General features: G+C 34.2%; 17 protein-coding genes. 15 read left to right on the top strand and 2 right to left on the bottom strand.

All coding sequences use genetic code 11. From position 1 onward, the window contains the following. The first annotated feature begins 55 nt into the window (after nt 1-55). The 14 genes from MY533_RS09260 to MY533_RS09325 all read left to right on the top strand — a co-directional run bounded on the left by MY533_RS09260 (nt 56) and on the right by MY533_RS09325 (nt 12,857). Nucleotides 56-1,819, top strand: a complete 1,764-nt coding sequence (locus MY533_RS09260) for an ABC transporter ATP-binding protein (RefSeq protein ID WP_248718873.1) — start codon at nt 56-58, stop codon at nt 1,817-1,819. Continuing rightward, entirely contained in the window at nt 1,812-3,641 is a 1,830-nt protein-coding gene (locus MY533_RS09265) for an ABC transporter ATP-binding protein (RefSeq protein ID WP_248718874.1), read from the top strand. Before MY533_RS09260 ends, MY533_RS09265 begins: the two co-directional genes overlap by 8 nt. Before the next feature lie 236 nt (nt 3,642-3,877). Further along, on the top strand, nt 3,878-4,753 hold the full coding sequence (locus MY533_RS09270; protein ID WP_248718875.1) for a phosphotransferase family protein: 876 nt from the start codon (nt 3,878-3,880) through the stop codon (nt 4,751-4,753). 27 nt (nt 4,754-4,780) lie between these two features. Continuing rightward, on the top strand, nt 4,781-4,927 hold the full coding sequence (locus MY533_RS09275) for a hypothetical protein (RefSeq protein ID WP_256469531.1): 147 nt from the start codon (nt 4,781-4,783) through the stop codon (nt 4,925-4,927). Between the two features lie 605 nt (nt 4,928-5,532). Further along, nucleotides 5,533-5,922, top strand: a complete 390-nt coding sequence (locus MY533_RS09280) for a GntR family transcriptional regulator (protein ID WP_142507663.1) — start codon at nt 5,533-5,535, stop codon at nt 5,920-5,922. Then, complete coding sequence (locus MY533_RS09285; RefSeq protein WP_248718876.1) at nt 5,919-6,608, top strand: ABC transporter ATP-binding protein; 690 nt, start codon at nt 5,919-5,921, stop codon at nt 6,606-6,608. Before MY533_RS09280 ends, MY533_RS09285 begins: the two co-directional genes overlap by 4 nt. After that, a complete protein-coding gene (locus MY533_RS09290; protein ID WP_248718877.1) occupies nt 6,605-7,432 on the top strand; it encodes a hypothetical protein in 828 nt (275 codons plus the stop codon). The genes MY533_RS09285 and MY533_RS09290 overlap by 4 nt, the downstream gene beginning before the upstream one ends. Before the next feature lie 12 nt (nt 7,433-7,444). Beyond that, nucleotides 7,445-8,617 carry a hypothetical protein gene (locus MY533_RS09295; protein WP_248718878.1) on the top strand — a complete coding sequence of 391 codons (1,173 nt, stop codon included), beginning with the start codon at nt 7,445-7,447 and terminating at the stop codon, nt 8,615-8,617. Nucleotides 8,618-9,035: 418 nt separating this feature from the next. Beyond that, the gene (locus MY533_RS09300) at nt 9,036-9,773 is read left to right on the top strand and encodes a hypothetical protein (protein ID WP_248718879.1); all 738 of its coding nucleotides are present in this window, start codon (nt 9,036-9,038) and stop codon (nt 9,771-9,773) included. 232 nt (nt 9,774-10,005) lie between these two features. After that, complete coding sequence (locus tag MY533_RS09305; RefSeq protein ID WP_248718880.1) at nt 10,006-10,599, top strand: TetR/AcrR family transcriptional regulator; 594 nt, start codon at nt 10,006-10,008, stop codon at nt 10,597-10,599. Nucleotides 10,600-10,632: 33 nt separating this feature from the next. Next, complete coding sequence (locus tag MY533_RS09310; protein WP_248718881.1) at nt 10,633-10,863, top strand: hypothetical protein; 231 nt, start codon at nt 10,633-10,635, stop codon at nt 10,861-10,863. A gap of 18 nt (nt 10,864-10,881) precedes the next feature. Beyond that, complete coding sequence (locus MY533_RS09315) at nt 10,882-11,133, top strand: hypothetical protein (protein ID WP_248718882.1); 252 nt, start codon at nt 10,882-10,884, stop codon at nt 11,131-11,133. Nucleotides 11,134-11,171: 38 nt separating this feature from the next. Then, entirely contained in the window at nt 11,172-12,020 is an 849-nt protein-coding gene (locus tag MY533_RS09320) for a DUF2087 domain-containing protein (protein WP_248718883.1), read from the top strand. Nucleotides 12,021-12,134: 114 nt separating this feature from the next. Next, the gene (locus MY533_RS09325; RefSeq protein ID WP_248718884.1) at nt 12,135-12,857 is read left to right on the top strand and encodes an SDR family NAD(P)-dependent oxidoreductase; all 723 of its coding nucleotides are present in this window, start codon (nt 12,135-12,137) and stop codon (nt 12,855-12,857) included. Nucleotides 12,858-13,103: 246 nt separating this feature from the next. Here the strand turns inward: MY533_RS09325 and MY533_RS09330 are convergent, their stop codons facing one another. After that, on the bottom strand, nt 13,104-13,835 hold the full coding sequence (locus MY533_RS09330) for a helix-turn-helix domain-containing protein (protein WP_248718885.1): 732 nt from the start codon (nt 13,833-13,835) through the stop codon (nt 13,104-13,106). A gap of 276 nt (nt 13,836-14,111) precedes the next feature. Here MY533_RS09330 and MY533_RS09335 point away from each other — a divergent pair, with 276 nt between their 5' ends. After that, nucleotides 14,112-15,206 carry a DUF418 domain-containing protein gene (locus MY533_RS09335; protein ID WP_248718886.1) on the top strand — a complete coding sequence of 365 codons (1,095 nt, stop codon included), beginning with the start codon at nt 14,112-14,114 and terminating at the stop codon, nt 15,204-15,206. A gap of 370 nt (nt 15,207-15,576) precedes the next feature. On the opposite strand, the gene MY533_RS09340 is transcribed toward MY533_RS09335, so the two are convergent. Continuing rightward, nucleotides 15,577-16,098, bottom strand: coding sequence for a GrpB family protein (locus MY533_RS09340; RefSeq protein ID WP_248718887.1), 522 nt, complete (start codon nt 16,096-16,098; stop codon nt 15,577-15,579). Nucleotides 16,099-16,591: the final 493 nt, after the last annotated feature.

The raw sequence follows: 16,591 nt of genomic DNA on the forward strand, positions 1-16,591 counted from the left end.
GGTGTTTTTATGACTATATAGTTAGCATGCTAACTAAATGAGGAGGACTGCAAATATGGTGAAAATATTTAAATATTTAAAAGCGAAAGAATGGACGCTAATTGTTGCTAGTATTGTGTTCATTGTAGGGCAAGTTTATTTGGATTTGAAGTTACCAGATTATATGGCTAAAATTACGACTCTTGTGCAAACAGAGGGCAGTAAAACGAGCGAGATATGGACAGCTGGAGGAAAGATGCTGTTATGTGCCCTTGGCAGTATGATATTGGCAGTTATTGTGGGCTATTTTGCAGCAAGGGTAGCAACGTCTCTTTCCAAGGAATTGCGAAAAGGCGTTTTTGATAAAACGCTATCTTTCTCTATGGAGGAGATTAATAGTTTCTCAATCGCAAGTCTCATTACTCGTTCTACTAATGATATAACGCAAATACAGCAAACGGTTGCAATGGGACTTCAAGTTATGATTAAGGCTCCTATCCTTGCAATATGGGCTATTTTGAAGATTACCGGGAAAAGTTGGGAGTGGTCAGTGGCAACTGGGGTGGCTGTCATCGTTTTACTTATTATGATAGGCAACTTAATTATCTTTGTGCTACCGAAATTTAAAATTGTTCAAAAACAGACAGATCATCTTAACCGGGTAACAAGAGAAGGTTTAACTGGTATTCGTGTTGTTCATGCTTATAACGCACAACAGTATCAGGGAGAAAAGTTTGAAAAAGTAAATAAGAATTTAACGGATACAAATCTTTTTGTGAACCGCCTTATGGCACTTATGCAGCCAGGAATGGGTCTGATTATGTCAGGTTTAACTCTTTCTATCTACTGGATTGGAGCTCATTTGATTTCGAATGCAGGGGGCATGGATCGCATCGGTTTGTTCAGTGATATGGTAGTATTTTCATCTTATGCAATGCAGGTAGTTATGGCATTTATGCTATTATCAATGACGTTCATTTTACTACCGAGAGCAGCAGTATCTGTAGCACGTGTGAATGAAGTACTAAATACACCTCAGACAATTATGGAGGGAGCAATGCAATCGTCACCAAAGGGGATCGAAGGTGAAATTGAACTGCGTAATGTTAGCTTTAAATATCCTAATGCAGAGGACTATGTTTTAAAAGATATTAGCTTTACAGCACATAAAGGTGAAACTGTCGCATTAATCGGTTCTACGGGTAGTGGTAAAAGTACGCTGATTAATTTAATCCCAAGATTTTACGATGCTACCGAGGGAGAGGTATTAGTCGACGGAATCGATGTGAAAGAATATACACATGAAGCTCTTTATAATAAGCTTGGTTACGTTTCTCAAAAAGCCGTATTATTTTCAGGTACGGTAAAATCTAATGTTGCCTACGGTGATAACGGTCAGACTCAATCAACAGATGAGGAAATTAAAAAAGCGGTGGAAATTGCGCAAGGGCAAGAGTTTGTGGAGAAAATGGACGGCCATTATGAAGCGGCTATCGCACAAGGTGGAACAAATCTTTCAGGAGGACAGAAACAACGTCTTTCTATTGCAAGAGCGGTGAATCGAAATCCAGAAATCTTTATTTTTGATGATTCGTTCTCTGCTCTAGATTATAAAACAGACCGTCAACTTCGTTCTGCTTTGAAAAAAGAGACAAAAGGAGCAACCTCTTTGATTGTGGCACAGCGAATTGGAACGATTAAAGATGCTGATAAAATTATTGTTCTTGATGAAGGTAAAATCGTTGGTATGGGGAAACATAGTGAATTATTGAAAACTTGTAAGACTTATCAGGAAATCGCCTATTCACAGCTATCGAAGGAGGAGTTGGAAAATGAGTAATACACAAACAAATAAGCCCCGAAAAGGTCCGGGTGGTCCAGGTCATATGATGGCTCCTGGAGAAAAGCCCAAGAATTTTAAAAAGCCTTGGGGAAAGTTGATTGCCTATTGTAAACCTTATTTACCAGCGATTATCTTTGCCATTGTATTGGCAGTTGCAGGAACAATTTTCACAATCATTGGACCCAATAAGCTGAGTGAAATCACCGATTTGATCATGGAAGGCATGCCCGGTGAGATTGATATTACGGCAATAGGAAAAATTGGACTGTTACTTGCTATTTTGTATGGATTGAGCTTTATATTCAATTATATACAGGCGTTTATTATGGCTACTATTACGCAGCGAGTTTCCAAAAGGTTACGGACAGATATTGCGAACAAAATCGATAGATTACCGCTGAAATACTTTGACTCTACAACCTACGGAGATGTGTTAAGTCGTGTCACGAATGATGTAGATATGATTGGACAGTCTCTAAACCAAAGTATTGGTTCGTTAGTGACAGCGGGAGTTATGTTCTTTGGATCTTTGATTATGATGTTCTATATTAATGTTACGATGGCACTTTCTGCTATTGCTGCAACATTCGTTGGATTTGTATTAATGACCTTTATTATTTCAAGATCCCGAAAATACTTTATACGCCAGCAGCAAGACCTTGGTAGAATAAATGGCCATATTGAAGAAATTTATTCAGGGCATAATGTCATGAAGGTGTATAACGCGGAAAAAGCGGCAACGCAAAAATTTAATGAAATTAATGAAAGTCTTTTTAATAGCGCTTGGCGAGCACAGTTTATGTCAGGCATGATGATGCCGCTCATGATCTTTATTGGAAATTTAGGCTATGTTGTTGTTTGTGTAGTAGGTGCTGCATTAACAATGAACGGTTCCATTACATTTGGTGTTATTGTTTCCTTTATGGTGTATATCCGCTTATTTACGCAGCCGTTGTCTCAGTTAGCACAGGCAGCTACAAGCTTGCAATCAACTGCCGCAGCAAGTGAACGTGTATTTGAGTTCTTACAAGAAGAAGAGCTAAAAGATGAAAGTGATAAGAAAGTCACTTTACATGCCAAAGATGTTAAAGGGAATGTGAAGTTTGAAAACGTTAAGTTCGGCTATACGAAAGAAAAGCTGATTATTAAAGATTTCACTGCAAATATAAAAGCCGGTCAAAAAGTGGCCATTGTCGGACCTACTGGAGCTGGTAAAACAACGCTTGTTAATCTTCTCATGCGTTTTTATGAAGTAGATAGCGGGGAAATTATGATTGAGGACGTACCTACTAAATCTATTACTCGTAAAAATGTTCACGACTTATTTTGCATGGTGCTGCAAGATACTTGGCTATTCGAAGGTACCATTAAGGAAAATATCATTTATAACAAAGATCATGTAACCGATGAAGAAGTAGTTGCGGCATGTAAAGCAGTAGGTTTGCACCACTTTATTAGAACGTTGCCAAAAGGTTACGATACAGTTTTAAACGATCATACAAGTTTATCTGTAGGACAGAAACAGCTTATTACGATTGCGAGGGCAATGGTTAAAAAAGCACCTTTGCTTATCTTAGATGAAGCTACTAGCTCTGTTGACACGCGTACTGAAGCACTTATTCAACAAGCAATGGATAAATTGATGGTGGGCAGAACATCATTTGTCATTGCGCATAGACTTTCAACCATTAAAAACGCCGATTTGATTTTAGTGATGAAAGACGGTGATATTATTGAAAGTGGTAATCATGAAGATTTACTTGCAGATAAAGGATTCTACGCGGATCTATATAATAGTCAATTTGAAGATGCTTCGTAAAAATGAATGCATATATTCGCTTTTGGCTACTAGAGCATAGTAGCTTAAAAAGATAGATTGTTTATAATAAAGATTGATGAAAATCACCTCGTTTTTTAGAGGTGATTTTTTTGTTGGATATTTATGTTAAAATCTATTTAACGTTTGTGAAGAACTGTAGGTAAACTACTGTGCAGGAAAGTTAAACAAGTTTGGTGATCAAAACAATAGAAAGTGACCACAAGGAGGGATTTAAAATGAATAATAACTTTATTGAAAACATTCAATCTGTTTATTCTGACCTTTCCATTGAAGACTTTTATCCTAATGAAATTGGACAGAATAATGATGTGTTAATTGTCAACAATTCTTTGGTTTTTAGATTTCCAAAATATAAAAATGGCATCATTCAATTAAGGAGAGAGACGGATATTTTGAAATATATTAAAGGAATCGTTTCTACTCCTATTCCGTATCCCATCTATCAGTCTTTAGAAGAGATAGAACCAGGTAAGGTCTTTACTGGCTATAAACTAATAGATGGTGTTCCTTTGTGGAATGAAAGTTTAACAGGGGTTGAGAGTATTGAATTGGTAAAAGGGTTGGCAAAACAACTTGTTTCTTTTCTTGTAGAACTCCATTCTATTTCAGGAGAAAAAGCAAGCCGGGATTTGAAACTAAAGGTTCGTAATCCTAGTGAGGAGATGTATAAGCTGTATGATAAAATTCAAAATACATTATTTCCTTTTATCAGACAAGACGCTCAAAAGGAAATATCACAATCTTTTGAAACGTTCCTAAAAGGGAAAGCATTCTCAAATTTAGATACAACCCTTATACACGGAGATTTCGGAGCGTCTAACATCTTGTGGAATCCAGAAACAAGTATGATTTCAGGAATAATAGATTTTGGTGGTTCTGGTATAGGTGATCCAGCGTATGACTTTGCTGGAATACTCTCTAGCTATGGTGAGGATTTTTTTGATATGTGTATTCACCAATATCCTAACGGTATTGAAATATCTGAGCGAGTTAAATTTTATAAAAGTACATTTGCTCTACAAGAAGCCTTGCACGGGATTGGGAATGACGATAGACAGGCTTTTGAAAGTGGAATAAAAGATTATAGATAGATTACTCGTTCAACGAAGAAGTGGTTTATTTTAAAGTTTTTGGTTATTGAATTGCCAGTAGAGTCAAGAGTTCAGTTTAGAGAGTGTTTTATAAAAGTGGTTGAAACACCTACACCTAATGAACTCGCAGAAGAACTTGATGTAATCGCAACGGAGATTTTGGAAACAATCTAACAAACGGGTTGCTTGGCTCATAGGCTGCTCTTTATTTATTTAATCATCTGGTTTAGTTGTTCTACACTTTGGTATCATTATACAAAGCAAATGTTTCAAGATGGATTTCCAAATTATTTGAGAGATGATGTGACTACAGTAGTTAGGGTGATTTTACATAAAATTTATAATAATGTCATTATTGGCACCTAACGCCTGTGAAGTATCGACAAGGTAATTAAGCAATGTTTGAATTCTAGTTTCTTATTAAACAAACGCATGCTTTACTTCATTATGGAGTAGAGCTTTTTTCTATTTCAATTCCGTGGCAAATTAGTTTAACAATTGGTTGTCTTTTTAAACGTTGAGATATATTTCCATGGGACTGATTGACATAGGAAGTGTATTAAGCATATAATACATTACGAAAGGTGTATTGCGTGCTTAATACACTGTTGCATTTTTTGAGGGTGGTGTATTAAGCTGTTAATACACCGAGATCGATTAGCGGGGTAATGGCTAAATAATATATCGGATAGTTCTTTAAAAGTACTTAGCCCACCTTATGCTCAAACTGTATTAAGTGCTTAATACACGAAAATATGATTTTCTAGGAGTTGAGTTAATTGACTGTAAAGTTTAATAATCGGGATCCAGTGTACGTTCAGGTTATCCGGCATTTTAAAGAGCAAATCGCCAAGGGGTATTTTGAGCCTGGCCAGGAGATTCCATCAAGAAGAGAGCTAGCCAACCAGCTGAAGATTAACCCAAATACTGCACAACGAGCTTATAAGGAAATGGGGGAACAAGGATTGATTTTTACTGAGGGGAATATGCCGAGCTGCATTACTAAAGATGAAGCGGTCCTTAAAAGTGTCCGTGAGGAATTGATTATCGAAGCGGTTGACTTATTTTTAGGTTCTATTAAATCCATCGATGTGCCGTTATCCGAAGTGTTGGAAATAGTTAAGAAAAAGCATGATGCCGAAAGCGGAGAATCGGAGGAATCGAAATGATTGAAGTAAAAAATGTCGAGAAAAAATACGGCAGAAAACGGGTATTAAAAGGTCTTTCTTTTACTGCTGAAAAAGGTGAAATTACTTGTTTAATCGGAATTAACGGAGTAGGGAAGACGACGATCATGAAAGCTATTATGGCACTCACTCCAATTAATAGTGGCGAAATTTTGATCGATGGTGAAAAAATCCGAAGAGAAAGCTTTGAAAAAATTACCTTTATTCCAGATACGATTACGATGTTGCCGCAAATGAAAATTTGTGAAGCCTTTGCGTTCATGGCTAATTTTTACAAAAATTGGGATCCTATAAGGGCAGAAGAGTTGCTGAAATTTTTTAAACTAGATCCTACTGAACGGATTGCCAATTTATCAAAGGGGAATATGGCTAAAGTCAATATGATATTAGGTTTGGCACTAAATGTGGATTACTTACTGATGGATGAGCCATTCTCTGGTATTGATATTTTTTCTCGGGAGCAGATTGCAGAAGTGTTTACAAGTCATTTAATTGAAGATCGTGGTGTGATTATCACAACCCATGAAATTAGTGATATTGAACACTTGATTGATAGGGCAGTGCTTATTGATAACGGTGAAGTATTAAAAGAATTTAGCGTAGAGGAAGTGCGTGAAAAGGAAGGGAAATCAGTCGTTGATGTCATGAGAGAGGTGTATCGTGGATGAAAAACTATTTAAAACTTCTTAATTTCGAAGTAAATCGATTTTTCAAACTGTACCTAACTTTAATAGGATTGATAATTGTCAGTCAGTTCATTGGGGCGATTGTCGTGTCAAAAGAATATATGAATGGCGCGGATCAGGTGATGTATAGAAATCAACTATCAATGAGCCAATATATTGAAGAATACGGGTTATTTTCTTTTCATCAGTTCGTTGATTCTGAATGGTTTCTGCTGCCAATCTTTTTTAGCATAGCTATGTTGATGATTTATGTTTTCTTTATTTGGTATCGGGACTGGTTTGGAAAAAATACATTTATTTATAGATTATTAATGTTGCCAACTGAAAGAATTACTATTTATTTCTCAAAATTAACGACAATTATGTTTTTTGTACTTGGTTTAGTTACCTTGCAAATAGTATTAATCTCAATCGAAATACAAATTGTTAATCATATTATACCAACAGATTTACAATCGCATTTTTCCATTTATGATTTTGAAAGTTTACAAATGTTGGAATGGTTGTATCCGAATACCTTAACGGAATTTTTCCTGATTTATGGAGTCGGGCTAATCTTTGTAGCTGTTCTATTCACGGCCATTTTAATTGAACGAAGTTACGGTTTAAAAGGCATTTTTATCGCAATCGTTTATGGAATACTTTCGTTCGGAGTATTTATTGCGCCACTATTAGTAAATAGGTTATTAAATGGCTATTTTTACACACTAGAAGTCTTCCTAATGGAACTGTTAATAAGCATCATCGTATTAGTCAGTGCCATTTGGATCGCAAATCATTTGCTAAAATATAAAATCATGGTCTAAGGGGGGATCGTAATGAAAAAATATTGGAAAACGATATTGATTAGTTTAATCATCTTGACGACAATCGGTTCTTACTATATTCAACAGGCAATGGCAAAGAATGTATCTTTTAAAATTGAAACTACTAACGGAGATAAGGGAGAAATCGACAATCTTATCCTTCATGCAACTTATCAAAGTGATGAAATTTATCGTAGCTTAGATATATCAAAGGATGGTTCGACTAATAAGAGTGAGTCTTTTATCGGAGAGTTGAAGGGACGATATTACCCTGTGATGTTTCAAAAATATATTCAAGAACACCGTAAGTTTATGCGTGGAAAAGAAGCAAATCCTAGTCAGTATTTTGAAGACGAAGACCGTTTAATTTACACGATTTTTTCAAATAAAGAGGGCCGAGGAGGTTCTTTCACTCTGCAAATCGATATACTTGATAAAAATACAAATGAAAGTTCTTCATTTGAAATCAATATGCCAGACCAAGTAAGATATGACTGGATCAATGAGAGAGATGTCTATGTAGAAAATGGGAAAATAAAAATATTAGCAACAAGCAATCTCAATGATGAGGAAGAGTTGCACTTATATACGGTTGATGAAAACAAAAAGGAATTAGAACAAGACTCAATTATTGCAAAAATAGAGTCAGACGAGGTAAGCCGCGCCAGCATCGATATATTTAATGACAATAAAAAAATACAAAATGAAAATTATTTCTTATATATGGTTGAAAAATACAAATATCTAGAAGATGGTGAGCGTGAAATTATCTCTAGCCCAATGTATTTGTATAATTATCTGAATAATGAACAGAAGGAGTGGACAATTCCGGCCGAATTAAAACCATATAAGCACTGGATCATTCTTCAAGAAAAAGATATATTCATTCCTGTTCGTTCAACCAATGGTTTAGTACTGAACCGTTATAATATAGAGAAGAATCAGTGGGAAGAGCCTATAAACTTTATATACCCAAGCATTAATGCTAAAGAAAAACCTTCTTTACAAATTACAGATGGTAAACTATATTTAGTCGATCGTGTTTCGGGTGGTCATTTGTTCCTTATCGGTGATTTACGTACTGGTGAATCATTATATGAAGGTAAAATCATCATTGAAAATAAAGAAAAACTAGATGCAGATTACTCACTTTATATCGAGCAAATATATAACAACATTCATTAAATTGAAGAACATACATTTTAATAAATTTGAGTAAGCAGCTTGGCAGGTATGAATTTTAAGAGATGCATATCTGCCGTTTTTTGTTCCTAGGGTGGATATTTGTGAAACACTAATGACAGTATGCCGATAATGAAATTAGTCACTGGGTAAAGTTAAAGGCAACTTATCTTATTGAGCTAACGGAGTACAAAGACATAGGCAGCTTTTCTTATTGAAAAGCAGGATTGTTGAAAAAGGCAAGCGAACTTATTAAGTTAGTGAACTAAATCGTCTAAAGAGGATTGAGAAATGGAAAAAATAAATGAAATCATGGATTTACTAATAAATAAAGGCTTGGTCATAAAATCATCATCTAGAATTAAAGAAGTTAAAAAGTGGTACAACTAAAGGTATTTTATATATGATACTGTGCTAAAAAATGCCAAACTTTGTGATAAAGATCGACCATCCTGTGGAAATATCTTCCGCAAAGGAATTCCTGCTTGCCTATAAAAAGGTAAATTTGTTGCCGGATGTTCTTTACACTGATCATAAAAAAGAATTTATTGTGTACGCTTATATACCCGGAGAAACACACTATCATCAAGGATTGAAATTGAAATGGATGGAAATTTTAACGCAAGAGTTATTCAATCATAATGAAAAGGTGGACAAAGACATTCCTTGGGGAAGAGTAAATGGTATTAATAGAAGCTCCTGGTCAGACTTTAATCAGAGTAGTTTCGAGTCTTCTAAAATGAATATAGGTAAGCTCTTGCCGAGTGAGGATCATAAAAGAGTAGAGTTATTGGTAAATAAATTAAAAACTTACCATAATCAAGAGAAGAAGTATTACCTACACGGAGATACAGGTGTTCATATTTTTGTATATGCTTGTAATCAGTTAAAAGGCGTAATTGACCCATCACCTTTAATCGGTCCTAAAATTTACGATTTTACCTATGCATTTTGTTCTTCACCAGATAGTCTAGATTTACATACACTTTTTTCATCGTTTTCCTTGTGGAACGGAAATGCATCCTTTTCGAAGGAACAACTTTTGAATGAAGTTGTTTTTCAATTATATACACGTATTGGCGTGTGTATTAAAGTTCATCCTCACGATCTTAATGGCTATATGGAAGCTTGGGAGGAATGGAGGAAGTTCTTACAGTGACAAATGCTTGTGAAATGTGGGGAAAATAAAAAAAGAAAAGCCAACGTTTTGAAGAAAACATTATTCAAAACGTTGGCTTTTTATGTACTGTGAGATCAAAAGTTTAGAGTGATTTTCAATGAAATGAATTAATTTGTTATTTAATACCTTGTTAAAAATTGGTGTTAATGATAAGATGTGAATATGATATATGAATATTCATATAAATAATTCATAAAGGAGGGAATCATCTATGGCAAGGGGGAAGAAAGTTTTTTCAGAAGAAGATAAAACTCTGATTAAAAGTAAATTGAAAGATGAGTGTATGGTATTTTGGATTTCTCAGGGTTATAAAGAAACAAGCATTGGCGCGTTGTGTAAAAAAGCAGAAATATCAACAGGTACTTTTTATAATTTATATTCCAGTAAGGAAGAACTTTTTTTTGAAGTTCTATATGACGTTCAAGAAACTATATATGGAAATTTCCTTGAGCGAATTGAACAATGCCCTGAAAAGTCCGGCTTTGAAACAGCAATAATCCAGCTTTACTATGAATACGAAAGCAAACCATTTCTTTATGACGTGAAAACGACTGATTTCACATCGTTTTATAATAAACTTTCGGAGGAAATGAAAGAAAAACTAATGTTTAATAGTAGTGAACTTTTCCGTACAGCAATCAAACAAGCAAATCTTACATTGAAGGTACCAGAAACTTTAGCCTTTTCGACCTTCACCGTCCTTCTTTCAAGCATTGCGAGTAAAGAAGGAATTTTAAAAAACTGTGATCATTTAGCCGCATTTCAATTTATGACTAAGCAATTGGTCGCAAGCATCTTTGAATAGAAGCTCTATTCTATTAAATAGGAGGAAATTTCAATGAGTTTATTTTGGAGTATTATAGACTTTCTAAAAGAAACAGCACCGTTCTTTATCGCAATGAATATCATTTTAGCAATCTTCCTACTAATCTTAGGGTTAGTTTTAATGTCTAAAAACAATAGAGAACGGAAGGCGAAAAAGATTGCCGGAATGGTGTGTTTATCATTTTCCATGTTGGCTTTTTTGGGTGCAATGTCCAATGCATTTTTTTCTTTTTTCGTATTTTAACACTAGGGGGAGAAGAGGATGTTAGACAAACTACAAAATATCATGGATACGGCATGTAAATGGGGAAATAAAAATCTGGGAACCTCTATTCAATTCCCTAAACCAACAAAAAAATCCATCGTAGCCAGTGTTTTTTCAAGTGGAATTATTAGTAGTGTAATGACCCTCTATGGACTTTTTTTTAAGAATATATGGGTTTTGCTATTTGGTGGACTTGGCATAATAAGCAGTGTTTTCATATATCGGCAAAGTGAAAAAAACGAATATTAACTTTTTATATAGTAAAAGCGGAGAGGGATCTATTTTGATTGAGTATTGTCAAAATGGATTCTTCTTTTTTAGATAAACAAATGCTACCGTTGTTTACAAATAAACTTATTGTATATTGTTTATTAAATGATGAACAAAGAGAGGTTTTGATTATGAGTTTAACCGATTTAACTATAGATGAATTATCGAGGGAATATGTAGATACAGGTGATGCATATGAGTGTGTATTTTGTAAAGGAATATTTGATGCCGAAGAAGTATTCAAAATAGATGATCGTTTTTTTACGGCTAAAAAAGCGATGCAACGCCATATTGAGAATGAACATATCTCTGTGTTTGAAGCGTTACTTCAATTAGATAAGAAGGATACAGGGCTATCAGATATCCAAACCGAATTGCTTAAGCTATTTGCAACAGGGGCGCCAGATAAAGAAATTGTTAATAGCACTTCTGCAAATAGCATTTCAACCATTCGACAGCATCGATTTAAATTGAAAGAAAAAGAAAGACAAGCAAAAGTTTTTCTAGCAATTATGCGAGCTTTAGAAACAACAAAAGTTTACGAACCAATTCATAAGGGGGCAACACAGGTGGATGAACGTTATGCGATTACTGTAGACGAGAAAGAAAAAGTACTAGCGACGTATTTTAAAAATGGCTTAGATGGATCAATTGAAAGTTTTCCAAGTAAAGAAAAACGAAAAATTATTATATTGCAATACATTGTAACGAAGTTTGAGGTAGGGCGTAAATATAACGAAAAAGAAATAAATTCAATTTTAAAGCCTATTTATAGTGATTACGTATCAATAAGAAGATACCTAATTGAATATGGTTTCTTAGATCGAAGTGATGATTGCACAACGTATTGGGTGAAAGAAGTTTAAATTGGAGGGGGTCAATACTTTTTTGTACCTAAATATTCCCATAAATCACATTAGTTGTTACTGTTTTTTATATTTACTATACTTACATTGTAGTCATATAGAAGGGGTGATTGGATGAGTAAGAACTTTATAATATTTGGAGCAAGCCAAGGATTAGGTGATGCATTTGTAAAGGGGTTACCTACAAAAGGGGATACAGTTTGGGTGGTGTCTCGAACACGACCAAGTAGTTTAGATATAAATGATGGCGTCAGTCGTAAATGGCTGGCTATTGATTTATCTAGTCAACAACATATTCCTACTTTAAAAGAAGCTTTACAAGGCGTTGCTATGGATGTATTAATTTACAATGTTGGAGTATGGGAAAAGCGTGGTTTTGAAGATGACTATACGTTTGATAAAGATGAGGTTGGGGATATTGCAAACTTAATTAATATTAATTTAACTTCCACAATTACATATATTCAGGCGTTATTACCTAATTTGAGGCAGGCGGGAAATGGAAAAATAATTTTAATAGGATCGACAGCAGGCTTAGATCATACGAATAATAAACAAGTTTCCTTTGTGACATCTAAATTTGGCTTACGAGGCATTACAAATGCTTTACGCGAGCATGTGAGAGAAGATAAGATCACTGTAACGTGTATTAATCCAGGAGAATTGGCTGCCGAAGTACCTTTTGAAGAAGGGGCCGAAAAAGCAATTAAATTGTATGAAGGTACACGTATTCCTGTACAGGATATTGTAGCCATTGTCCAATGTGTGATTAATTTATCACCAGTTTCATGTGTAAAGGAAATAAATATTCCTGCTATTACAGATATGAATGTATAATTTAGGTAAAAACGGCTCGCATGTTGAACGATTCTGTTCAATATGCGAGCCGTTAACACTATAATTTATTAACCCATTTCGAGTCATTCGGAGTTCGTCTGTTCTGATTGAGTCCTGAATGATAGATACACATTTGATTGTAAATGAGTTCGAGCAAAATCTTACTGCAATAACAGCTTTCTAACCCCTTTGTTGTTTGTACTATAACATTCTAGCGTGTGGTGAATATTCAAAAAATTAAACTGATTAGATATCACTTTTTTCTGGAATTAGAACTTCTAACTCAAGAATATTACTATTAGTAAAAATCCCGCTTGACAGCTCCATTGCATAGATAGGGGCATTTTTCTTGTCGATAATGGATAATATTTGTTCCCCAAATTCATCATCATTTTCACCAATAATCATAAATATAGAACTATATTTACCTTCATTCATAATGAAATCAGTTTTATGTTCTGTTTTTATACATATATGATATTCATCTTCTTCAAAAACATAAATAATATCATTATAAAAAAATTGCGTTGATAATTGTAATTTTAAAAAATCTTTCGCTGATAATGTTTCCTGCGCTTTTAAAGTGATTACTTTTTCTAAATGACTTTCTTTTAAATATTTTATTGAATTTACTTTTTTGTTTGTAATATTTACATAATGGTGATCAATTGCCTTTTTAATCTTTTGCAGTTTATTTATTTCGTCTGAAAGTTCTTTTGATTTTTCTCTTAACAAACTCAAATAATCATTTTTTTCATACGAAGTTAACATGTCTTTAATTTGTGCGATTGACAGATTTAAGTTTCTCAACATTAATATTTGAGCAAGTTGATAAATTTCCTTCAGAGAATATTTTCGGTACCTATTATTATCCGTGAAGGATGGAAATAAGAGCCCTTTTTCTTCGTAATATCGTATTTGATGATGACTAATATCAAATATTTTAGCCAATTGATTTATTGTAATTGTTTCATCCATAATATCCCTCTTCTCTAGATAAATATAAACTTTAGGGCTAGCCTAATGTCAAACAATAAACCTAGGATAAAACAGTAATCATTGATAATAAGAGGATTGGAATCATTTGTAGGCATAAATTCCCTGTGATAAATCTAAAGGATTTGCGCTGTGTAGGTTATAATGGGCAAATGAATTGTGAGTTGGGCAAAAAAAGTCGGTTTGACATTAGGTCAACCCTATAGTTTATATTGATGATGTATTAAGCAGAGCGCTATAACATAAGGAGGAACATTTATGACCGAACAGTTACAATCTAAACGGATTGAAGGATTAGATTTTGCTCGAGCCTTGGCTATGTTTGGAATGCTTATAGTCAACTTTAAAATTATTATGGGAGCAACAGGAAGAGGGCCGGATTGGTTAATATGGTTTACTGGACTTTTTGAAGGAAGAGCATCTGCCACTTTTGTGACGTTGGCCGGTATCGGAGTTGCTTTGATGACAAGAAAAGCTAGAAATGGCGGAGACCTTTCTACTATTAAAGAAAATAGGTTGAAATTATCGAAACGTTCCGCTTTTCTTTCCATTTTAGGTTTACTTTTATATGTGGCGGATTGGACTGGAGATATCCTCCATTATTATGGTATTTATATGCTGATTGCATCGTTTCTTATCGTAGCTTCTACAAAGCTCATGATCTTTCTATCTAGTTTTTTTTTAATTACCTCACAAGTCTTACAAGTGAAGATGAATTATTTGAAGGGATGGCATCCAGATCAACCATTTATGGAATATCTAGATTTTTGGACTATAGAAGGTTTTATCAGAAATCTTTTGTTTAATGGGTATCACCCAGTATTCCCTTGGATCTGTTTCTTTTTACTTGGAATGATTCTTGGCAGACTGAATTTATCGGAGAAAGCAATTAGAAACAAAATGTTAATTATTTCTATATTTTCTCTCATTACTATAGAGGTACTTTCACAAGTTTTAATGCGCCTATCTCTAACGATGTTGGATGTAAACAGTGCAGAATTCTTGTTTCAAACAGGGCCAATTCCACCAAACCTTTTATATATTTTATCAAATTCAGCTTCTGCAACAATCGTCATCGTTGTTTCTATTTATATTGTAGAAAAGTTTGCTAGACAATGGTTGATACAATCACTTATTCAAACAGGACAATTAACCTTAACCCATTATGTAAGCCATGTATTCATCGGTGTTGGTATATTGGCATTGTTAAATAGGTTAGAAAACCAAACGTTAGCATTTTCATTAGTATTTACACTATTGTTTTTCGTAGCGAGTATTTTATTTTCTGTTTTATGGAGCAAAAAATTTAACAGAGGACCGATTGAGTGGGTGATGAGAAAAATGACAAATTAGTCAGCAGAAGTGAATGTTTGTTTCATATGGGGAGATTCGAAAGCGTTCCCGTAATAAGCAGGAACGCTTTCTACAAAAGAAGCATGTTATAGCGGGATTATGTTTATATACTGAATGCGAATATCTATTTTTGACGTCATACTAAATGTTGTTTGCAGGGCTAAATAATGCTCAAAATACTCGTCTCGATACGGTTTGATTTAATTTATTAAAAATTATTTTTATGTGCCTGCTAAATAGCATTTTAGAAGGCTACGGTTTTTTCATTCATTACACCGGCTTATATAATATTGTCCGATAAATACTCAACATCCTAAATTCTTCATAGTAATGTGGGCTTTCAAGGACAGCCACTAAATGGTTATCGATATTAACGGACAGACCAATGCCATTTAATAGCCTCTTTTTCAACACTTTTGACAAAATCGTTTTTCCCGTTACAATAGCCATCAATATCATTTGGATACTGCTTGGCAAGTTGGCTCTTTATTTCCCCATACTGCCTGCAAACTTCGGGATGCTCTCGAAGGTAGTCTCTAAATGCTAAGTGTCTTTCTATTTCTGCAATGTTGTTATATTGAAAAGCGTGAATTTGGTGTGTGCGATGATCGCCACCTTTCCGGAAATATCTTCTTCCTGTTATCCCGAATTCGCCCTTAACTTCGTAGCCAATCTCTTGAAATTGCTTAGAAAATGACTCCAATTTATGAATATCATTGACTACTAGTAAAATATCAATAATTGGTTTTGCTTTTAAGCCTGGAACTGATGTGCTTCCAATATGAAAACAATTCACCAATTCTTCTTGAAGGATCGCCCTAATTGAACGTTCCTCTTTCTGATAGTCGTTGCTCCATTTGTGGTTATGATCTACAACTTTTATAATCCTCATTTAATACACCCCATTCTTTGTTTTCATGCCGCTTGACAAATTTTACGCATTATTACAAAATATAAAAAATCTAATGCATTGTCAATGATGTTGTAAGAAAATAAAGGATATTTTTCTATTCTCTAAAAAAGTAGGTGTTCGTTTTTTCATGGGCAACTCTTCATCAATCTAAAGTGGAGGAAAGCAACACTCAATTTTTATTTTTGTGTTGCTTAAATTAATGCGAAATATTGAGAATCCCCTAAACCATATTGAGGAAAAGATGCAACAAGTTTTGAATGATTTCACGGTGAGAAAGATTTTGATGTGTTTGAATGTATTTTATTATTTCATTATCGCTTTGCAACAATTCTAAATACAATTTAATTTCTCTTCAATCCAATCATATTTTGAATCATGTTGTGTGTTTTTTGAATGCACCGAACTGAATTCAACGATATGGTGGACATGATGTAATATCAAGAATCTTTGTGTATGCCTTTACATTATTTCT

This window comes from Lysinibacillus sp. Ag94, from assembly GCF_023242215.1.
In the GTDB taxonomy this organism is placed as follows: domain Bacteria; phylum Bacillota; class Bacilli; order Bacillales_A; family Planococcaceae; genus Lysinibacillus.